Origin of the sequence: Wolbachia endosymbiont (group A) of Epistrophe grossularia (genome assembly GCF_947251435.1) — a bacterium.
Lineage (GTDB): Bacteria > Pseudomonadota > Alphaproteobacteria > Rickettsiales > Anaplasmataceae > Wolbachia > Wolbachia pipientis.
The window spans coordinates 1,042,169-1,062,769 of sequence record NZ_OX366363.1; the positions used below are offsets into that span (position 1 = coordinate 1,042,169).

Genomic DNA, 20,601 nt, shown 5'->3' on the forward strand with positions numbered 1-20,601 from the left:
GATGGTGATTTATGGTAAATTCATGTAACTATCTCAAATTTAGCCATACCAATATCAGTGAATTTATTAAGCAAATAGCATTTGATTAGCAGTTCTTTTTCTCGATTTATCTCAGATTTATTCCTAAAACTAAATCCGAATATTTGCTTTAATCTTGAGAAAAACCCTTCAATATAAGCCATAATTTACTTCTTTTTTCCATTCTTTCATGCCATCTTCACCGTATAATTTTATTAACCTAATAGCAGCATTCCTGTCAGACATATAATCTATTTCTGGATGTTCTGCCGCATTGTTTATTGGTGGAATTTTTGTCTTTATATCATATTTGTTACACAACTTATAAAACTTGTGCCTATCACATGCTCTATCTGCATATAGTGCTTTTATGGCATGCTGAAAATCAACTTCTTTTAGCAAATCACAAGCTCCATAGTGATCAGCCGTTACTGTATTTTACAGCTATGGCTTTTTTGTTGTTTATATTCAACATTACGTGCAATTTTCTCGTTTGCTCATAGCCACGATATTTTCTGTCAGTGCTATTTTCCTTGCTGTGACCAGGAGTGTTGTTGTATATACTAATTCCTGTACTGTCTATAGCAATTTCGATATCTTCCATATTATTTTTATCAATTCTGCAATCATTTATCTTAATATTAAGTTTCTTAAACCTTCTTGATGCTTGTGAATAGCTGATAACTGCCAAATCTCTTCCTATTTGTTGCAAATACCCTTTTATAAACCCGACTGTTTGTCTTAAACCAATTCTAAAGAAACTGACGATTATATGCACCAAAATCACAACTTTATCACTATAAATATAGTTGCCGCCCTGCATTTTTGGACAATTCTCGTACCAATTTTCTATGGCGTCATTGATATAACAAAAAATGCTTCCTCTTTCTTGGAGAAATTTGTTATATTCATGGCAGTTACTGACTCTCATTTTTTGTGGCATATTTTTTCTTCAACAGTTAAATGGCTATTTATAATGAATTTTGTCAGTAACTGCCAGTTCTTTTCACTTGAGCGATGCAACAAAGCCATCCCAGTGTCACGCACTGGGATGACATCATCCTTTTTTTGGGATTCCAGCGTCACGCGCTGGAATGACACCTCTCTTGGGCTCTCTTAGCTATAAATATTAAGGAATTTACCAAACGAAAAAAAAGGCAAAAGAAGCCCCGTGGTTGGCTAATTACTTACATTATACTTTCAAGTATGGCGTTTTTTTATTCTAAACGCTTAATAACCGCGATTTAGTTGCTTTTAAGCCGCAACTAATCTAAATTATAAACATTAAGAAATTTACTAAACAGAAAAAAAGGCAAAAGAAACCCTAGGGTAGCTAGTTATTCACTATCCATTTTTTAAATCGGCGTTTTTTGATGTTTTAAATGCTTTATAAGCGCATTTCAGCTTATATTAGGTAAAAACCTAGAAATTTTATAAAGACATAAGGTGCACATAGTGCAAAAAATTAAACATGGGACGCCAGATACGTGAGTTTTTTTGTCATTTAATCTGTACAGAGAAGATAAATAAATAGCTTCAGTTTCATGATAAGGGGGCTGGCGGAGTTTGTCAAGGGATTTTTGACGAAATGATTTTGAAAGCAAAGAGCGGGAGAAGGGGTTCGAACTCTCGACCTCAACCTTGGCAAGGTTGCGCTCTACCAACTGAGCTACTCCCGCAATTAAATTAACCTAAATTTACTTAATTATAGGCATATACAGCGATTTGTAAACCCCGTGTACATGAAAAATGTGAGAGCCCATAAATTTGCGTGGTTCCTTCTATGATCTTTTCGTATACTTAAGGCTTATTTTTGATTATCATAAGTTTTTAATTATTCCACAAAGCTTTATGGGAATATTTTTATATAAAGACGACTTGCCAGCTAGTTCAATACCAGATGATATAAGGTCTATAGCTGTTGATACCGAGGCAATGGGGCTACTTCATAGCAGAGATAGATTATGCCTTGTGCAGCTCTCTTTTAATGATGGCAACGCTCACTTAGTTCAACTCAAGAACGATTATACAGCGCCAAATTTGAGAAAAATATTAGAGGATAAAAATATAACTAAAATATTTCACTTCGCGCGATTTGATGTGAGCATAATACGTTATTACTTGGAAACTTGGGCACTTCCGTGCTATTGCACAAAGATAGCTTCACGTTTAGTTCGCACTTACACAGATAATCATAGCTTAAAAGAGTTGTGCTTAGAGCTGCTTGATACCAAACTAAATAAGCAGCAGCAATCTTCTGATTGGGGAAATGAAAATTTAACAGACAAACAAAAAAGTTATGCTGCATCTGATGTTTTGTATCTCCACAGGATAAAGGAAAAGCTAGACTTAATGCTGGAACGTGAAAATAGAAAAGAATTGGCCCAAAAGTGCTTTGAATTTCTTCCTACTCGTATTGAGTTAGACTTAATGGGTTGGGAAAACGTGGATATCTTTAACCACCAGATGTAATAGAAGTTTTTTGTTTATGCAAAACACTTTAGGGCAATTTTTCAAGCTCTGCGGTAAGAATTTAGTTGATTAACTGCTAATAGATACGCTATATTTTACAAAAATTTAGGTATTTTATGAGTGATGATATTACATCGGTAAATGATCAAAATTTCAAATCTGAAGTCACTGACTATAAAGGGTTTGTTCTGATAGACTTTTGGGCAGAATGGTGTGGGCCATGTAAAAGTCTAATGCCACGTATTGAACAGTTGGCTAAAGACAGAAAAGGCAAGATTAAGATCTGCAAATTCGATATAGATGGAGAAACTGAAGTGCCAAGTAAGTATGGAGTGCAATCTATACCTACTTTAATCATATTTCAAGATGGTAAGGAAATTGCACGCAAAATTGGTGCAACAAATGATTTGTCAAGTTGGGTTGATAGTGAAATAAGCTAATAGACAAATTTGCTTTTGTGTGTATTATAAATATTGATAAAAGGGATTGTAGCTCAGTCGGTTAGAGCAGTTCGCTCATAACGAATTGGCCGTAGGTTCGAGTCCTACCAATCCCACCATTGTGTTGATCTTAGCATGATCGTAACAATGAGAAAGCTGTAGTATATGAACTATATGTTGATATAATGGAGGAAATAATGAAATTTACTAAGTCTCTAAATAACAAGTTAGATGAATTGCACTTACTAAATCATCCATTTTACCAGTCATGGAATACAGGAAGCTTAAGCTTGCAAGCTTTACAAACCTATGCTAAAGAATATTATCACCACGTTGCTGCGTTTCCTCGTTATATCAGTGGTATACATTTTTTGTGCCCAGATCTAAAAATGCGACAGGTTTTGCTTGGTAATTTGATAGAAGAAGAACAAGGTGATGAAAATCATCCAGAATTATGGCAACGTTTTGCTGAAGGGCTTGGCGTTGCGCGATCTGATCTTCGTGAAAGTGCACAGATTAAAGAGACACAGGAGTTAGTTGATGGTTACTTTGATATTGTAAGATCAGGTTTTGCGGCAGGTCTTGGAGCCTTGTACGCTTACGAACGTCAAACTCCAGAGGTTTCCAAGTCTAAAATTGAAGGTTTAAAAAAACACTATTCAATAAGTGATGAGCGTTCTCTTCAATTTTTTACGGTCCATATGCATGCTGATGAGTGGCATTCTGAGGAGTGTGCAAATCTTATTGAAGATCTAGATGAAAAAGAGCAAGATAAAGTTATGCAGGGTGCTCAAAAGGGAGCAAAGCTCTTGTGGGGTTTTCTTGATGGAATGATGAATGCTAGCGTGTGTTAGTAGTTGTAAGTAGCTTAAACTCAGTGATATTGGAATGCAATGTCTGCATGTAATCTTCTTATATCTGATCTGCGGCTTTGGGTTCATTTAGGATGTAGCGCAGAAGAGAAGTTTTCTCCCCAATTGGTGAGTATTGATATTGGTTTCACTTTTAAATCTCCTCCTTTAGGGCTTACAACTGATCAGCTTAAAGATACTCTCTGCTATTTGGAGGTAGTACGGAACATTCAATATTTCGTTCAAGGCAAGCAATTTAATTTAATCGAACATTTAACTCATGGGATATACAGGATGATTAACGACTTTTTGCTGCAAAAAAAGCATATTATTTCTTCTATCAGGGTGACTACTCACAAAACTGCACCACCAGTTCCTGGTGTGCATGGAGGTGTTTTCTTTACTTATCATAATGCGTTGCAAGAATGATTTACATTTCTGTTGGCTCAAATATAGGAAATCGCTTTTCCCATTTACAAAAAGCTGCTCAGTTACTAAAGGAGCGCTATTTTAAAGATTTAAAATCTTCAATTATTCTGGAGACTAAGGCTATTTTACCAAATGATGCTCCACCTGAATGGGACAAGCCATTTCTAAATATGGTTGTATACGGAAGTTGTTCTTCTTCTCCTGAAGAGCTGTTAAAGGGCCTTAAACAAATTGAGTGTGACATTGGCCGCCCGCAGGTCTATGAAAAATGGGCACCTCGCATTATTGATTTGGATATTTTGTTATGGGATAACCTGACACTTGATACATCCTACCTTAAGATTCCTCACCCAGAATTGATAAACAGACCATTTTTGCTCCACTTGATGGCAATGCTGAGTCCCATGGCAGTAGTTAACAAAACGTTTGGTACTATTAACCCTAACATTAAGGATTGCTTTTTAAGGAGTTTTACGCTTTCACCAGAGCTTGTAGGTATTGTTAATATTACTCCTGATTCATTTTCAGATGGTGGTCTTTATTATGATGCAGATCAAGCAACCAAGCAGGCACTGCGGCTGTTATCAGATGGTGCAAGCATAGTTGAACTTGGTGCTCAATCAACAAGACCTGGCTCCTCAATACAAACTCCAAAAGCAGAATATGCACGCTTAAAACCAGTGCTTGATAATCTCAATCAGTATATGAAAGTTGGTGACATTAAAGTCAGCATTGATAGTTTCTGGCCAGATGTTATTTTGAATGTTTTGGAGCACTACAACATTGCCTGGGTAAACGATCAGAAGGGAGATCTAGATGATAATACCTTAAAAGCGATTGCTAGCAGTGGATGTAGTATCGTTATTATGCATTCACTCTCCATACCACCACATAGTGACAACATTATCCCAAGTGACATTGATCCAATTGATACCATAAATAATTGGGCAGAAAGGAACATTAATAGATTACTAGCTCTAGGTTTTGATCAAAGCTCGATCATTATTGATCCTGGTATTGGTTTTGGCAAATCTATGTACCAGAATATCCAGATTTTACGCAGTATAGAAACGTTACAAAATTTTGGCTGCAAAGTTCTGGTTGGTCATTCTAGAAAGTCATTTATTTCTTCTTTTTCTACAGAACCTGTCTTTAATCGAGATTTAGAAACAATTGCTTTATCATCTGCATTGCACAACAAGGTTGATTTCCTTCGAGTGCATAATGTGCGTGATCACATGCGATTTTTTGTAGCTCAAGCTGCTTTACAGGGATGCTAGTTATCGGAATTATGGCTGTTGATCCCAAGGGGGTAATTGGAATAAATAATGGATTGCCCTGGCATTATCCAAGTGAGTTAGATCATTTTCGTCAGGTGACTGACAAACAAGTTATTGTTATGGGAAGAAAAACATTTGAAACTATGCCTCAAAACATATTGAAGGATCGTATCCCTGTTGTTTTTTCTCGTAACAAATTAAATTCTTGTTTTAACAGAGGAGTAAAATGCACTATTATTTCTTCTATGCAAGAGTTTTTGTCAATCCAAAGTAATTGGAGTTACCCTCAAATCTTTGTGATTGGTGGAGCACAAATAGCGCATCTTTTTTTAGAATATAATCTAATTTCAGAGTTCATCATGACAGAAATTTACAAACCCTATAAAGGTGATGTATATTTCAACTTAACACTTCTTGATGGATGGCATAAAACTATTCTCACCAAAACGAAAGATTATACTATATGTAGGCTAACACGTTAATATGCATGTTAAAGCAATTTATACCCACCGCATTGAATGTGGAGAAGTATTAGAGCAGGTTCTTGATCGCTATGTTTCAGAGTTGCTAGGAGAGGAAGTTGTTCTTGCTATCACATCAAAAATCATTTCTGTTTGTCAAAAACAAGTGGTTTGCAAAACTGCTTGTTCTAAAGAAGAGCTAATCAAAAGAGAAGCTGATGCAATTGTTGGTGTAGACCATAATTCTTACGGCATCTATTTAACGATTAAAGACAATATCTTAATTCCATCTGCTGGTATTGATGAATCAAATGGTAATGAGGTGTATATTCTATATCCAAAAGATGTTCAGAAAACAGCTCTGTCAATATGGAATTATCTCAAGACAAAACACTGCATAAAACATCTTGGTATTTTGATTACAGATAGTAACATAACACCTATGCGCCTTGGGGTTACGGGCGTTGCTCTTGGTTGGTGTGGATTTGAACCACTTTATTCCTATATAGGCAAGCCAGATCTTTATAATCAACCACTCCAAGTAACACAAGTCAATCTTCTTGATGCACTGGCAACATCTGCTGTTTTAGTTATGGGAGAAGGGGCAGAGCAAACACCGATGGCAATAATTAGTGGTGCACCAAAGGTTCACTTTCTTACTCATCCGCCAACTACAGAAGAAGAAAAAAGTGTGAAGATATCTATGGAAGAGGACCTTTACTCTCCTCTCCTCATGCGAGCCCGCTGGTTAAAGAGTTAAAGAGGAACTTAAAAATTTGCTATTAGACTTCTTAGAGGTTGTCCACAAACCAAGGAATACGTAGTATATAAAGAAAGAATATTGAGGTAAGAGATGAGGAAAAAATATCCAACAGATTTAAGTAAAAGGGAATGGGCAAGAATAGAAAAACACTTCAGAGTATCGTACAAGAAAGGAGGAAGGCCACCAAAATACAGTAAGTGTGAGATAGTAGATGCAATTCTTTATATACTGCGCACAGGATGTCAATGGCGCTATTTACCACACGATTTTCCGCCGTGGAAGGCTGTGCATGAACAGTTTAGAAGATGGAAAAAGCAGGGAATTTTTGAGAAAATGAACTATGATATCACTAAATATAGTAGGTCAAAAATGGGAAGCCGAGCGCATGCATAGTGGACAGTCAATCGGTAAAAACCACGGAAAAAGGTGGGTCAAAGGTTATGATGGTGCGAAAAAGGTAAAGGGGAGAAAAAGACATATAATCACAGATACTCAAGGATTTGTGCTTGGTTGCTATGTAGGAGCTGCAAGCGAAAATGACAGAGATGGGGTGAAGATGGCATTGGACAATATGAAGGAAAAATACAGCAATATTAAGAAAATGTGGGCTGATATGGGATACCAAGGAAAAGATTTAAAGGATTACGTAAAGAGAGAATATGGGATAGATATTGAAATTGTCAAAAGGCCTCCATGTAGGTTTTGGGTGCATAAAGATACACCACTAGAACTATTGCCACAACGGGATCCTGGATTTTCAGTACAGCCGAGAAGGTGGGTGGTATAGCTCTTCTCATAATAATCCAAATAAGGTAAGATATGGATTTATGGTAGTGGGGTTTGTATGCCAGCAGCGTATAGTTATGACTTAAGGAAAAAAGCAATGGAAGCATTGGATGAGGGAGAAAGTAGAGCAACTGTTGCCAAGAGATTTAAAATTGGAAAAACGACTTTATATGAGTGGCAGAAAAGGCGTGAGGAAACAGGAGATTTTCAGTCAAAAAAGCCTGGAAGCGTAGGATATAACCATAAAATTACCGACTGGAATGTCTTCACCGAATTTGCAAAAAACCATGGCGGCAAAACTCAGTCAGAGATGGCTAAACTCTGGGGCAATATCAGTCGACAAACGATTCACCGCGCACTTAAAAATATTGGCTTTACAAGAAAAAAAGACCTACGGATATAAAGAAAGAAATGAAGAAAAGCGAGCTCAATTTGCAAAGGTTATAGCAACAAAATATCCTGAAAATCTTGTATATATTGACGAATCTGGGATAGACAATACAGAAGACTACCCATACGGATATTGCAGAAAAGGAGAGAGGTTTCATTCACTAAAATCAGGTAAAAAAACTCAGCGTGTCAGTATGATTGCAGCTCTAAATAAAAAGAAAATCATTGCTCCATTGACCTTTGAGGGATACTGCAACAAGGATGTTTTTGAGGCTTGGTTTGAGCAGTTTTTGACTCCAATTTTAAGGTCTGGCCAAACTGTAATTCTTGATAACGCTGCTTTCCATAAATCTAAAAAAATCGATGATCTTGCTAAAGGAGTAGGTGCTGAAATTCTTTATCTTCCTCCATATTCTCCAGACTTTAACGAAATTGAGCATCATTGGTTTGCTATAAAGAACAGAGCTAGAAAAAATATCCCTATTTTTCAGTCTTTCCGTCAAGCTGTTGATTCTGCTTTTTTATGATTTGTTCTGACTATTATGAGAAGAGCTATAACCCTTGGACCAAATGTATCTGGCGTAACACCTTCTGGTAACTTGCTACTTTTTCTTTTTCTGCATCTCCGACAACGACCATGTTCCAATTACTACATCAGGCCTAATTTCCGGAAGATCAACTTTTTGGTGAACATAAGGTTTTTCGCATATTACAAGCTCTCCTCCGCATTCGCAAATATTAGGCAACTCTATTTTTACTACTTTATCCGCTTCCATTGTGGCATGAAAATTTCCTTTATGCCCAACCTGATCGCCAACATTCCTTTCGCTTTTTGGCTTGTCCTTTTTTGTTTTGTACAATTCTTTAGAGCTCGGTAGAGATGAATTTTTCGAGTTTAAACCAAGCCTCTCTTTCAACTCAGTGTTCTCAATCCTCAAGGCCTTATTTTCTGCCTCTAACTCTTCTATCCTCCCTTCCAACTTTTCTATTTTTTGCTGTAAATTTTTGCAGAGTTCTCAAAGGTTTACCACATTACCTCACTTTTGCTCTATGATTATCTTTATTATCTTGCTTTGTCTACCTTATTCTACCACTCCGCTGAACGGACAATGGCGTCAACTTAAGAGCCTCCATTAGCAAACTCTCCTAAAGACATGATGGCGTTTGGGCTTATCTACCTTATCGCGGCTATACAATCGTCCTGGTCGGATTTTAACTTTAGCGCGTATACTTAAAAAGGGCTTGAAAGTTTTTTGGCGCAATAAGTACCTGATAGAGTTTCTGCCTCATTACACCAAATAAAACTGAAAAATTTAAACGATACTCAGCAATTTGATCTGGATTCCAAGGCCCTTGTGCATCACACATATGAAGCGACAATATATTACACATGACTAAGTTTGCCCAAAATTCTTGTAATACAGCCTCTAAATTTACGCCAGAAAAATTCTCTAATTCTGCACCTATTTTGAGTCGTTTATAGCACTCCTCTATATGCCACCTTAACACATAAGCTTTGCTGATATCTTCCAAAGTAAATTTTACTCGGTCAAAAAGTGAAGTAATCAATACCTCTGTTTCTCCGTTGGCTAATGTCAGCACTATAACTCTTACTTTCTGTCCTTTCATTTTATTTTTTAGCTTTTCATTTTCTAATATAAAATCGAAATCTAATTCTCCAGCGTTCCCATAGCTTGCTATAATTTCTTTTTTGCAAGCGAAAAATAAAATCTACTTCCAAATCATAATGCTGCTGAATGAATTTTACTGAAGGATAACCACGATCATAGATAAATAATAATTTCTTTTGATTTAATGAACGCATTTGAGTGATAACTTCGGGTAATTGCTCTTCCGCCAACGTTTGTTCACCTATATTCCAAGCCGCAAGACGAGCACTACAAATCAGCGAAGTACACAAATCAACAAACAAATTGCCAATGGTGCCTGTTGTTCCATTTGGTTTAAAGCGGCCAAACTCGGATACAATTTCCTCAGAGCTGGGTAATCTCATACCAGAACCATCTGCTGCAATAAGTCTATAGCCTCTCCAACTCAGGTTCATCCTGATAGGCTGTTTGGATGCTTAAATTCTTGAAAGCCTGTATGGCAAATCTTATACCTTGCTTTAGAAAAAGCTTGCTTTGAGGGTACATGTCAATGGCTCCATAAGTTCACATTCTATTCCCAAACTTTTTTTAACTAACTTTAAAATCATAGAAAATACTGTCGAAAAAGGAAGTTTTCTTGTTCGTGTAAAACTCAACACAATGGATTCTCTGAAAAGCTTTCGAGTATATTATATTTTTAATTTGTAGAATAAAATTTTTTCCTTTTTGCATGTTTCACCTAAAAAGGACACATTTTAAACTTCTTTGTTGAAATAAAATAGAAACAAAAGTGCTGTTTCCTGCGGCTTCTGGATAATTTAATGGTAAAAGTTTTAGAGAGAAATTTTATACACTATCGCTGATATTTTTCCTTAAGTTGACGCCATTGGCTGAACGGATACCTTGGGTTAGCTATAGCTAACACCACAATTGTACTAACATTGTGATTTGAGAACAACCTTCACCAGAAAGGGTGTCATTCCAGTGTTAAGCACTGGAATGACGAGAGGTAACGCAAGAAGTTTACTCTTAATAAAAACCTGATGATGAATCATTATTACCAAATTTCGGCCTATTTCTGTTGCTGAAACCAGAACGAGGACGAGGAGGCCTCTTATGGTGACTTCCTCCAGGTTTTCTACTAAATGAATTATTGTAATAATTATCCCTGTCATTTGGACCATCTTTCCTTTCCTCGTTGTAAAGCTCACCTTCAAAAAACTCTCCCGTCTCTTGATCAACCCGACGTCTTGACAACTTTGGACACCCACCTTTTTCGAAGTCAATTACTAGTGCTTTGAAAGTATCATCTTGTTTAAGTACGCTCTCTATAGAATCTATATGTTCATTAGCTACTTCACTTATGTGCATTTTTCCTTTTCTGCCATTAAGAAATTCAAGCTCTACAATAGACTTCTCTATTCTTACAACCTTGACATCAACTATAGAACCTTGTTCTAGTTCTGTTATTGAATCAATCATCATACTCTTTGCAATTTCAGCTTCAGTGCCACTCGTAGCAAAAACAGAAACTTTACCATCATCTCCTATTTCAATTTTTGCATTACTTCTTTCACACACACTGCGTATATTTTTCCCCTTAGAACCTATAGCAGCAGAAATTTTGTCTTTATCTATGTAAAATGATAACATCCTTGGTGCATGGTCTTTGACATCATCACTGTGTTCTGAAATCACTGCATTCATTTTTTCTAAAATATGTAATCTTCCAGCTTTTGCCTGTTCTAAAGATTTTTCAACAATTTCAAAGCTTATACCAGAAATTTTCATGTCCATTTGTAGCGCCGTAACCCCTTCACTAGTTCCTGCTACTTTAAAGTCCATATCACCAAGATAATCTTCATCACCAAGTATATCGGAAAGTATTACATACTCGTCTTTATCTTTGATGAGACCCATAGCAATTCCAGCAACAGGGGCCTTTATTGGCACACCCGTATCCATTAAAGCAAGAGAAGTCCCACAAACTGTTGCCATAGAAGAAGAACCATCAGACTCCAAAATTTCGGACACTACTCTTATTGTATAAGGAAATTCAGACTTATCGGGTAAAACAGGATGAATTGCTTTCCAAGCAAGTTTGCCATGACCGATTTCTCTTCTTCCTGGTGCACGCGCAGCAGAAGTTTCTCCAACAGCAAATGAGGGAAAGTTATAATGCAACATGAAATGCTCACGTCTATCCCCTTCAATATCATCCACAATTTGCTCATCTTGAGTGGTGCCAAGAGCAGTAACAACCAGTGCCTGAGTATTGCCTCTTGTAAATAGTGCAGAACCGTGAGTTTTGGACAGAATATCAACTTCAACTTCTATCTGACGTATCTCATCATGCTTACGACCGTCTATCCTTACACTTTTCTTCCTAATTATTTCACGTACTAAAGATCTTTCAAAGTTTTTTACTGCATACGTAATTAACTTTTCGTCTTTTCCAGTTTCTTTAAGAGTATTCAATATATTCTCTCTGATCGCTTCTAGAGCTTGAACTCGCTCTTGTTTTACTATTTGCGAATATGCTTTTTCAAAATCTTTACCGTATTTTTCGAGCTCTTGTGTTATATCTGATGCATCAATAGGGGCAAAGCTCTCAGGTTTATTGCCAATTGTATCAGCAAACTCTTTTATGAGCTTAATGACAGGCTTAAGGTGTTCATGGCCAAATTTTATTGCATTAAAAACATTTTCTTCAGAGAGCTCTTTCACTTCTGATTCAACCATTAAAATTGAATTTTCATCACCAGACAAAAACAGATCCAAGCTGCTTGCTTTCATCTCTTGAACAGAAGGGTTGAGTATATAGTTATTATTTTCATCACAACCAACCATCACTCCAGCTATAGTAAAGTGAAAGGGAACACCAGAAATTGCAAGAGCTGCAACAGCACCAATCAATGCTGGCACTTCAGGAGGATTGACTGTATCATAAGTTAATAGATTGCACACCACACTAATTTCATCATGAAATCCTTCTGGGAATAGTGGTCTTATACTTCTATCTATTACTCTTGAGATTAAAGTTTCTCTATCAGATGGCTTGCCTTCTCTTTTAAAAAACCCGCCAGGGATCTTACCCATGGCATAGCTTTTTGCGATAAACTGCACATTTAAAGGTAGGAAATCAACGCTTTCTTCCTTCTTTTTACGTACAACAGTTACTAAAACAGAAGTATCACCGTAATTTACAACTACTGAACCATGAGCTTGGCGTGCTATTTTTCCTGTTTCTAAAGATAAGGCACGACCACCCCACTCTATAGATTTTTTTATAATTTTAAACATATTAAATTCCTCGATTATTTTCTAATGCCTAACTTCTCTATTAATTCCTGATAGGCTTCATTACCAAATTTACGCTTTATATAATTTAAGTGCTTGCGTCTTCTACCTATCAATATAAGTAAACCACGCTTAGAGTGATGGTCATGCTTGTGCACTTTAAAATGCTCAGTTAAGTTACTGATCCTCTCGGTCAAAATTGCACATTGTACAAAAGATGAGCCTGTATCATCTTCTTTAATTGCATATATATTTATCAAACTCTTTTTCTTTTCGGATGTTATCGACATCTAAACCTCATTTTAAATATTAAAAACACGAATAGGTTTCACACAACCATAAATAAAACTGCAGATTGCAATAGGTACACTACCCACCACCGTACAACAAATATCATGATTCTTTAAATTACGCAAGTTATTTAATACAACTTCCTGACCTTTTCTGATTTTCCCCGCATCTTCTAGGGAAATTTCAACTTTGAACATCGATTTTAAAGCCGATTCAATGGGGATGACGAAACTTTTTGTATTACTCCCTGTCACTCCATCATCTTCTGTCATCCCACCCCCCTCTGTCATCCAAGTAGCTGACACTGGGATCCAGCCTATTTCATCACGAACATTGTTTTTGACATATGCTCCTAGAATCTTTTGTCCATTACATGATTTGTAAGTATTTGTATATCTGGATCCCAGTGTCAAGCACTGGGATGACATCGGAGAGTAAGTTGTTGTGTTTTTTTTAGTAAGTTGCTCAATTGTCACTGATTCATTTTCTCTAAAGTCACCTACCATAGTTCTTCTTAATTTTGTAATGTGTCCAAAACAATTTAATGCAATTCCAAGATCACGAGCAATTGATCTTACATATACACCACTACCGCATATCATAGAAAAATTTGCACTATTATTTATCTTACTATTACCCACAAATATAAATGTACTTATAAATAAAGTATTACAATATTAGAGTTTGCAAATATTGAGGGTATAAAAATGGCAAACGAGAGTAATGAATGGGCTAAAAATGAATTTGGAGATGCTGTACTTGGAGATAAAAGATTAACTGACCGATTAGTAAATATTGCTGACAGTTTGATAAGTTTACCTGAAAGCTCAATTAATGAGGCATGCGGAAGTTGGTCAGAAGCAAAAGCAGCATATCGTTTTTTTTAAAATGAGAACGTAAAAGAAGTCGATATTCTAGCTTCACACATTGATAAAACAGTTGAGAGAACAAAAGCTCACAAGAGGGTTCTTGTCATTCAAGATACCAGTTACATTGTATATAATAACCATAAAAAAACAAGCGGATTAGCAAATTTGTCCAGTTATGATACTGCAAAAGGTATTATAATGCATACAGCTCTTGCCGTTAGTATAGAAGGTTTGGTACTAGGGATACTAGATCAAAAAGTTTATTCAAGACCTGAAGAAACTGAGAACCTTAAAAAAAAGAGCGATCGCATTGAAGATAAAGAAAGCGTAAAGTGGTTGGAAACTTTAAGAAAAACAAATAATATTATTGATCCAACTCAAACTGAGACTATAACTGTATGCGATAGAGAAGCAGATATATATGACTTTTTTGAGCTTGCACATAGTCTTAATTCGGCAGTGCTAGTTAGAGCATGCAGAGATAGAGCAGTAAATAGAAAATCTCGATATCCTGAAAAAGGTGAGCAGAAGTTATGGGCATTTATTAAATCCTCTCATTGTGCAGGTACGGTAGAAGTTGAAGTTCCTGTAAAAGATAATAAGCCAAAAAGAACAGCACGTTTGGAAGTTAGATTTGGAAAGTTTATGATGAATCCATCTAAGAATAATATTAGGCATAAGACGGAAGAACTACCTAAATTACCACTTTATGCAGTTTATGTTGTTGAGAAAACTCCCCTTCCCTTAAAAAAAAACCGCTAGAATGGATGCTATTAACGAATCTTTCAGTTAATACTTTCGATGAAGCTGTTGAAAAAATTAGTTGGTATCAACTATGTTTTTTAAAAATTTTTTTATTTGTGTAATTTTGCAAATTATATGGGCAATAAAAACCCGTTTGTCATAGAAATAGAATTTTATATCAAACAGCTACCACAGCAATTTCTGCTTAAGCTAATGAATATGTGCTTTAAGTCTGTGTGGACGCACATATTCATTAGCCAATTTCAGTTACCGTTGTGAAGATTTTTAAGTATGCAAATTAATTGCTTCTTTAAGTCTTGTATTAGCAATTACTATAATTTTACGCATTAGGGCTGTTATAGCCACCATCTTCTTCTTACCACTTTCAACAAGATTAGAATAAAAGGCGCCAAGTATAGATTTTGACCTTGTAGTAGCCATAGCGGCTGTAAAGAGCTTTGAACGAACGTTACTTCTACCACCTGTAATCCTTCGGTAACCAACAGCTTTACCACTTTCTTTTGGATGCGGTGCAACTCCGGCAAGACTTGCTACTTCTTTTCTATTTAAGTAACCAAGCTCTGGCATTAAACACAAAAAATCTTGTGATAACTTTTTACCTATTCCAGGAACTGTTTTAAGAATTTTTTGGCGTTGTTGTAATTCGCGGCTTTCATCAATAATCTTTTGTATAGTATCATTGAGTTCGTTTATTTGACTATCGAAAAACTCAATGGTCTTTTGACAGCTTTCTTTTATATGATCATTTTCCGGTGCTTCAAGTCTGCATTTTTCTTGAGTTCTCATTTGCGTAATATCATCACGACGTTGACAAAGTGCAGCCAAAGTTGATTGTTCTGTAGAGGTAGGTACAAATAGAGAGATAGTTCTATGGCGTTCAAATCCATATTGAGCAAGAGCTCTTGCATCTAGACTTTGCTAAAGTTCCGTGAGATAAAATAAAGCTTTTTACTTTACGAGTATTAGCTCGATGCACGGCAATATTTTTGTCGGTAAGAAAATGTGATAAGCCAAGCTCATATTTCCCTGTATTTTCTAAAGTCACTAAAGCATTAGGTAGAATATCTGAAAACTCTTGAAATAATTGTTGCCAACCAGAAGCATTATTATCAAATTCGACAGCATTCTTCTGTTTGTGAATTGCAACGACATTTTTAAATTTTCCGATGTCAATGCCAATAAAATTTTGATAAGATGTAACCATAATAAACCTCGATAGTTTTAGTTAATTTAAGATTGTAAACGGGTGCATATATATGTCCCAAGCAACTATTCAAACGTATCGAGAGATAGGGCTAGCGTACCTTGATACCAACGGTTGTAATACCAATTTCCTTTCGGTCGCGCACGCCCGCTATTCCTAGTGAGCAGGGTTATCTTTCTCTCTTATCTCTTTTATATCACGTTTTTAACTTACAATTGCCTTAGATGGAGAATAGAGATATTACATAAAATTTTAAATCCGGTCTCAAAGTTGAGGAATGTAGACTTGGAACAGCAGAAAGATTAATGAGGTATTTAACAGTCATGAGCATTATTGCTTGGAGAATTTTCTTTATTACATCAATTGCAAGAACTAACCCAACATTACCATGTACTGCCTTATTAGCTGAGGAAGAATGGAAAGTTTTATATGTTAAAATACACAGGAAACCATGTCCAAATATAGCCCCTACTATAAAAGAAGCCGTTTCGTGAACTTGGAGGTCATTTAGCAAGAAAAAGCGACCCAAAACCAGGACCAATTACTCTTTGGAAAGGATATAAACGTCTCTTTGATTTAGCAGAAGGATGGCGACTTGCTCACGAACCTCATATTTGTTGGTAATAGTAAGTTGTTAGCGGTATCTGGAGATACCACGGCGGTATGACGTAGGGAAATCTTACTTATTATAGCTATAGTTCTACATGAATTACAAAAGTAACATTTACTAGATCTTAATATTTTAGATCTATATTTTAATAAATAATGAGCTGTAATTAGTATGAATAATCCATTTAAAAGTGAGAACTATAAAAAAAATCTCGATTCTCTGATCAAAGCTGTAAAGCTAGGAAATGCAGAGAAACAATATAACAAAACGTTAAGGGATTTATCTCATGCATTAGAAGGTTTTACAGGTGAGGCAAAAGGTATAGCTGAGTTTGTTATATATACTGACTTGAACAATTATGTAGAACAGCCATTAGGTCTTTTTAAAACATTAATGAATAGAATTTTGGGAAAAAATTTTCCAACCAAGAACAGTAGTATAAGTAATTTTGTAAATGATGAGTTGTCAAGTTTCACTTTAGAAACAGCAGCTAAGTATACAAGAATTTTAAAAAAAATTGATCTCTTGGAACAATTAGAAAAAGATTTCAGAAAAAATAATATTTTAAAAGATTCTTTAAATTTAGAACAAAGTGAAAAGAGTCAAGGAAAAGATAGATCACACGAAGTGAGTTTGGAAGGTAGAAAGCAAAAGGAAGGTACTTTTGGGCTGCGAAAAGAAGAACAGCCGAAAGAAAAATTAGGTGGTAATCGCATGAGGCAAATAAAGCGACCAACAACAGCACCTCCGGCTGCTCCAGATTCGAGGAAGGTACGTTTTAAATCAGAAATATCCTCAGATGGAGAAAGCAAGGCAAAGTCTACATCTTCTTTACTAAAAGGAGCTAATAGTTTTAGTATGCCTGATGCTAAGGAAAATCCTTCTGAGGATTCAGGCTATGAAAGTTCATTAGATCAGGGGTCTGAATATGAAGACATATCAAATTATCAAGAGAAAAAGCAAAAGGAAAATCCTTTATATGAGCAGAGAGAAGATTCAGGCTATGGAAGTTCATTAAATGAAGAGTCTGTATACAAAGAGATATCAAATTATCAAGAGAAGAAGAGTAAAATTTTAATAGAAAATTCGCAGAGTTCAAAATCGCCCAAAGAAGAGCCAATTTATGCAACAGTTCCTAAAGAACATATAGAAGCAAAAAGAGAACGTAAGCAGAAACAACAACCTCAATCCCTCGTACCACAAAAACCACCGCAAGTGCCAAAAAAAATGTTTACTACTGGTCAAGAAGTTAGACAAGAATCGAAAGTGGTAATCAAAGATAAACCTGCAGTACCGCCAAAGCCTAAAAATCTAAGCCGTGCTAATCAAAAAGTAAGCACAGAGCCAAAAGTAGTAGGAGTAATTCTTAAAAAATCAGCTGAAAGAGTACCACTAAAATCTGAAAATCAAGACAATAGGAAATCAGCACAAAAAGCTGCTGGTAAGGCGATACCAAAAGTAGCAGCAGCTACTATGAAAGGAGGAGCTAATCGCGAGATGGGCAGTAAAGTAAAGGCATTAAAAGAAAAATTTGAGCAAAATCAAGCAAAAGGAAATGCTAATGTACAGCTTGCTGAAAGCAAAACCACTCCAGCAGCACAAGCGGATATCGGTGTGAAGAAAAAACAATCTCATTCATTTCTAACAGAGAATAAAAGATCTGCAACGAAACACGTAACAGCAAAATCTGATCCAAAATCTCATGTCAGCAAAAATTCCCTTCTCACGCATGCAAATGTAAAGGAAATGGTTGCACAAATTGAGAAAGGAAAAGGAGGAAGATAGTAACATTTGGGAAAAAAACATATGTGTCAAGTCAAGAGATTGTGAGCAAATTTAGGAAATTATAGCTAAACTGACTTAGATTTACCGACAATTTGAAAAACCGTCATTCCGCTAACTATAGTATTTTCGAAAGCGAATGATAAAGGTATAATATGTTTTTTTAAAGTAGGGAAAGCGATGGTATATAGTGTAGATTTAAGGGAAAAAGCAGTGTCTTTGGTAGAAAAAGGAAAGTCAAAGGTTGAAGTTGCAGAGGTTTTTGAGATAGGGATAGCAACACTATATAGATGGCTAAAAAAGAAAGCTACTGGCCAAGGTCTCAAAGCGGTAAAAAGTACTGGTTTTATTCGAAAAATAGATCCAGAAATACTCAAAGAATATGTCAAAAAACACCCAGATCACACACTAGCAGAAATGAAACAAAACCTTGGCTTTGGGATAAGTGCAATTTGGTATAGATTAAGACAGCTAAAAATAACCTTTAAAAAAAGTCACATTCTATCAAGAGCGCAATCAAGAAGATAGGCAGCAATTTATCGATAAAGTCTCAAAAATAGACCACTGTAGCATTTTATATATAGATGAAGCAGGAGTTGATAATAGACTATACCGAGAATATGCACGAGCTCCAAGAGGAGAAAAAATATATGCTGATGTTCCAGGAAAAAAGCGGGAAAGAGTGAGTATAATAGGTGGATGAGAAGTTTATTGCACCAATGACCTTCACAGGAGGGTGTAATAAAGATATATTTAATGTATGGTTAGAGCGAAGATTACTTCCACAATTACAGCGTGATACAACCATAGTTATGGATAATGCTACATTCCATAAAACTCCCAAAACAAAGTCATTAATAGAGTCTTTTGGCTGTCATTTGCTTTATCTTCCAACATATTCACCTGATCTAAATCCGATAGAGCATTGTTGGCACACCATCAAAAGTTGCCTCAGACCTCTAATGCATCAATGTACAGACTTACACCTTTTAGTTGGTAATACCATTTTAGACGTTTATCATTCGTTTTAGAAAATTGTAAGTTAAAAACGTGATATAAAAGAGATAAGAGAGAAAGATAACCCTGCTCACTAGGAATAGCGGGCGTGCGCGACCGAAAGGAAATTGGTATTACAACCGTTGGTATCAAGGTACGCTAGCCCTATCTCTCGATACGTTTGAATAGTTGCTTGGGACATATATATGCACCCGTTTACAATCTTAAATTAACTAAAACTATCGAGGTTTATTATGGTTACATCTTATCAAAATTTTATTGGCATTGACATCGGAAAATTTAAAAATGTCGTTGCAATTCACAAACAGAAGAATGCTGTCGAATTTGATAATAATGCTTCTGGTTGGCAACAATTATTTCAAGAGTTTTCAGATATTCTACCTAATGCTTTAGTGACTTTAGAAAATACAGGGAAATATGAGCTTGGCTTATCACATTTTCTTACCGACAAAAATATTGCCGTGCATCGAGCTAATACTCGTAAAGTAAAAAGCTTTATTTTATCTCACGGAACTTTAGCAAAGTCTAGATGCAAGAGCTCTTGCTCAATATGGATTTGAACGCCATAGAACTATCTCTCTATTTGTACCTACCTCTACAGAACAATCAACTTTGGCTGCACTTTGTCAACGTCGTGATGATATTACGCAAATGAGAACTCAAGAAAAATGCAGACTTGAAGCACCGGAAAATGATCATATAAAAGAAAGCTGTCAAAAGACCATTGAGTTTTTCGATAGTCAAATAAACGAACTCAATGATACTATACAAAAGATTATTGATGAAAGCCGCGAATTACAACAACGCCAAAAAATTCTTAAAACAGTTCCTGGAATAGGTAAAAAGTTATCACAAGATTTTTTGTGTTTAATGCCAGAGCTTGGTTACTTAAATAGAAAAGAAGTAGCAAGTCTTGCCGGAGTTGCACCGCATCCAAAAGAAAGTGGTAAAGCTGTTGGTTACCGAAGGATTACAGGTGGTAGAAGTAACGTTCGTTCAAAGCTCTTTACAGCCGCTATGGCTACTACAAGGTCAAAATCTATACTTGGCGCCTTTTATTCTAATCTTGTTGAAAGTGGTAAGAAGAAGATGGTGGCTATAACAGCCCTAATGCGTAAAATTATAGTAATTGCTAATACAAGACTTAAAGAAGCAATTAATTTGCATACTTAAAAATCTTCACAACGGTAACTGAAATTGGCTAATGAATATGTGCGTCCACACAGACTTAAAGCACATATTCATTAGCTTAAGCAGAAATTG

At 35.9% G+C, this 20,601-nt stretch carries 14 protein-coding genes, 2 tRNA genes and 9 pseudogenes; 17 read left to right on the plus strand and 8 right to left on the minus strand.

The genetic code is table 11. From position 1 onward, the window contains the following. Window positions 1-20: 20 nt before the first annotated feature. A pseudogene (locus OPR28_RS07160) lies at window positions 21-961 on the minus strand (IS5 family transposase). Window positions 962-994: 33 nt separating this feature from the next. On the opposite strand from OPR28_RS07160, the gene OPR28_RS05120 reads away from it, so the two are divergent. Further along, window positions 995-1,138 carry a hypothetical protein gene (locus OPR28_RS05120; RefSeq protein WP_265023633.1) on the plus strand — a complete coding sequence of 48 codons (144 nt, stop codon included), beginning with the start codon at window positions 995-997 and terminating at the stop codon, window positions 1,136-1,138. A 486-nt stretch (window positions 1,139-1,624) separates the two neighbouring features. On the opposite strand, the gene OPR28_RS05125 is transcribed toward OPR28_RS05120, so the two are convergent. Continuing rightward, window positions 1,625-1,697: transfer RNA gene (locus OPR28_RS05125), tRNA-Gly, on the minus strand. A gap of 172 nt (window positions 1,698-1,869) precedes the next feature. Here OPR28_RS05125 and OPR28_RS05130 point away from each other — a divergent pair. The 10 genes and pseudogenes from OPR28_RS05130 to OPR28_RS05175 all read left to right on the plus strand — a co-directional run bounded on the left by OPR28_RS05130 (window position 1,870) and on the right by OPR28_RS05175 (window position 8,417). Beyond that, window positions 1,870-2,490 (plus strand): ribonuclease D, encoded by a 621-nt coding sequence (locus OPR28_RS05130; protein ID WP_010962900.1) that lies wholly within the window; start codon window positions 1,870-1,872, stop codon window positions 2,488-2,490. Window positions 2,491-2,606: 116 nt separating this feature from the next. Continuing rightward, the gene (trxA, locus tag OPR28_RS05135) at window positions 2,607-2,930 is read left to right on the plus strand and encodes a thioredoxin (protein WP_265023634.1); all 324 of its coding nucleotides are present in this window, start codon (window positions 2,607-2,609) and stop codon (window positions 2,928-2,930) included. Window positions 2,931-2,972: 42 nt separating this feature from the next. Continuing rightward, window positions 2,973-3,049: transfer RNA gene (locus tag OPR28_RS05140), tRNA-Ile, on the plus strand. A 78-nt stretch (window positions 3,050-3,127) separates the two neighbouring features. Then, entirely contained in the window at window positions 3,128-3,784 is a 657-nt protein-coding gene (locus OPR28_RS05145) for a CADD family putative folate metabolism protein (RefSeq protein ID WP_264724243.1), read from the plus strand. 39 nt (window positions 3,785-3,823) lie between these two features. Next, the gene (locus OPR28_RS05150) at window positions 3,824-4,210 is read left to right on the plus strand and encodes a dihydroneopterin aldolase (protein ID WP_265023635.1); all 387 of its coding nucleotides are present in this window, start codon (window positions 3,824-3,826) and stop codon (window positions 4,208-4,210) included. Next, a complete protein-coding gene (gene folP / locus OPR28_RS05155) occupies window positions 4,207-5,490 on the plus strand; it encodes a dihydropteroate synthase (protein WP_265023636.1) in 1,284 nt (427 codons plus the stop codon). The genes OPR28_RS05150 and folP overlap by 4 nt, the downstream gene beginning before the upstream one ends. Next, entirely contained in the window at window positions 5,484-5,972 is a 489-nt protein-coding gene (locus tag OPR28_RS05160; protein WP_265023637.1) for a dihydrofolate reductase, read from the plus strand. Before folP ends, OPR28_RS05160 begins: the two co-directional genes overlap by 7 nt. Window position 5,973: 1 nt before the next feature. Further along, window positions 5,974-6,711, plus strand: coding sequence for a putative folate metabolism gamma-glutamate ligase (locus tag OPR28_RS05165; protein ID WP_265023638.1), 738 nt, complete (start codon window positions 5,974-5,976; stop codon window positions 6,709-6,711). 93 nt (window positions 6,712-6,804) lie between these two features. Next, window positions 6,805-7,498 (plus strand): annotated as a pseudogene (locus tag OPR28_RS05170) (IS5 family transposase); the annotation flags it as partial. 60 nt (window positions 7,499-7,558) lie between these two features. Next, window positions 7,559-8,417, plus strand: a protein-coding gene (locus tag OPR28_RS05175; protein ID WP_265023237.1) for an IS630 family transposase whose coding sequence is annotated in 2 segments (ribosomal slippage) — window positions 7,559-7,884 and window positions 7,883-8,417 — 861 coding nt in all. Because the reading frame shifts where the segments join, the coding sequence is not laid out codon by codon here. 17 nt (window positions 8,418-8,434) lie between these two features. Here the strand turns inward: OPR28_RS05175 and OPR28_RS05180 are convergent. The 5 genes and pseudogenes from OPR28_RS05180 to OPR28_RS05200 all read right to left on the minus strand — a co-directional run. Further along, window positions 8,435-8,879: pseudogene (locus OPR28_RS05180) on the minus strand (DUF6444 domain-containing protein); the annotation flags it as partial. A 144-nt stretch (window positions 8,880-9,023) separates the two neighbouring features. Further along, window positions 9,024-10,232: pseudogene (locus tag OPR28_RS05185) on the minus strand (IS4 family transposase). Between the two features lie 297 nt (window positions 10,233-10,529). Beyond that, window positions 10,530-12,803, minus strand: a complete 2,274-nt coding sequence (gene pnp, locus OPR28_RS05190; RefSeq protein ID WP_265023639.1) for a polyribonucleotide nucleotidyltransferase — start codon at window positions 12,801-12,803, stop codon at window positions 10,530-10,532. A gap of 14 nt (window positions 12,804-12,817) precedes the next feature. Continuing rightward, on the minus strand, window positions 12,818-13,090 hold the full coding sequence (gene rpsO / locus OPR28_RS05195) for a 30S ribosomal protein S15 (RefSeq protein ID WP_006279944.1): 273 nt from the start codon (window positions 13,088-13,090) through the stop codon (window positions 12,818-12,820). A 12-nt stretch (window positions 13,091-13,102) separates the two neighbouring features. Then, window positions 13,103-13,717: pseudogene (locus OPR28_RS05200) on the minus strand (tRNA pseudouridine(55) synthase TruB); the annotation flags it as partial. 81 nt (window positions 13,718-13,798) lie between these two features. Between OPR28_RS05200 and OPR28_RS05205 the strand changes: the two are divergent. Beyond that, window positions 13,799-14,796: pseudogene (locus tag OPR28_RS05205) on the plus strand (IS4 family transposase); the annotation flags it as partial. Between the two features lie 193 nt (window positions 14,797-14,989). Here OPR28_RS05205 and OPR28_RS05210 read toward each other — a convergent pair. Beyond that, window positions 14,990-15,929: pseudogene (locus OPR28_RS05210) on the minus strand (IS110 family RNA-guided transposase). 216 nt (window positions 15,930-16,145) lie between these two features. Here OPR28_RS05210 and OPR28_RS05215 point away from each other — a divergent pair. From OPR28_RS05215 to OPR28_RS05235, 5 genes and pseudogenes are all read left to right on the plus strand, one after another. Next, window positions 16,146-16,553, plus strand: a pseudogene (locus tag OPR28_RS05215) (IS4 family transposase); the annotation flags it as partial. 157 nt (window positions 16,554-16,710) lie between these two features. Then, entirely contained in the window at window positions 16,711-18,324 is a 1,614-nt protein-coding gene (locus tag OPR28_RS05220; RefSeq protein WP_265023641.1) for a hypothetical protein, read from the plus strand. A gap of 177 nt (window positions 18,325-18,501) precedes the next feature. After that, window positions 18,502-18,849 (plus strand): IS630 transposase-related protein, encoded by a 348-nt coding sequence (locus tag OPR28_RS05225; protein ID WP_022626382.1) that lies wholly within the window; start codon window positions 18,502-18,504, stop codon window positions 18,847-18,849. 167 nt (window positions 18,850-19,016) lie between these two features. Then, window positions 19,017-19,352 carry a transposase gene (locus OPR28_RS05230; RefSeq protein ID WP_049973597.1) on the plus strand — a complete coding sequence of 112 codons (336 nt, stop codon included), beginning with the start codon at window positions 19,017-19,019 and terminating at the stop codon, window positions 19,350-19,352. Window positions 19,353-19,571: 219 nt separating this feature from the next. Next, window positions 19,572-20,511: pseudogene (locus tag OPR28_RS05235) on the plus strand (IS110 family RNA-guided transposase). Window positions 20,512-20,601 lie beyond the last annotated feature (90 nt).

Excerpts from the sequence above, each read along its gene's own strand:
- OPR28_RS05120 (WP_265023633.1), top strand. The coding sequence starts at position 995 with ATGAATTTTGTCAGTAACTGCCAGTTCTTTTCACTTGAGCGATGCAAC.
- OPR28_RS05130 (WP_010962900.1), top strand. The coding sequence starts at position 1,870 with ATGGGAATATTTTTATATAAAGACGACTTGCCAGCTAGTTCAATACCA.
- trxA (WP_265023634.1), top strand. The coding sequence starts at position 2,607 with ATGAGTGATGATATTACATCGGTAAATGATCAAAATTTCAAATCTGAA.
- OPR28_RS05145 (WP_264724243.1), top strand. The coding sequence starts at position 3,128 with ATGAAATTTACTAAGTCTCTAAATAACAAGTTAGATGAATTGCACTTA.
- OPR28_RS05150 (WP_265023635.1), top strand. The coding sequence starts at position 3,824 with ATGTCTGCATGTAATCTTCTTATATCTGATCTGCGGCTTTGGGTTCAT.
- folP (WP_265023636.1), top strand. The coding sequence starts at position 4,207 with ATGATTTACATTTCTGTTGGCTCAAATATAGGAAATCGCTTTTCCCAT.
- OPR28_RS05160 (WP_265023637.1), top strand. The coding sequence starts at position 5,484 with ATGCTAGTTATCGGAATTATGGCTGTTGATCCCAAGGGGGTAATTGGA.
- OPR28_RS05165 (WP_265023638.1), top strand. The coding sequence starts at position 5,974 with ATGCATGTTAAAGCAATTTATACCCACCGCATTGAATGTGGAGAAGTA.
- pnp (WP_265023639.1), bottom strand. The coding sequence starts at position 12,803 with ATGTTTAAAATTATAAAAAAATCTATAGAGTGGGGTGGTCGTGCCTTA.
- rpsO (WP_006279944.1), bottom strand. The coding sequence starts at position 13,090 with ATGTCGATAACATCCGAAAAGAAAAAGAGTTTGATAAATATATATGCA.
- OPR28_RS05220 (WP_265023641.1), top strand. The coding sequence starts at position 16,711 with ATGAATAATCCATTTAAAAGTGAGAACTATAAAAAAAATCTCGATTCT.
- OPR28_RS05225 (WP_022626382.1), top strand. The coding sequence starts at position 18,502 with ATGGTATATAGTGTAGATTTAAGGGAAAAAGCAGTGTCTTTGGTAGAA.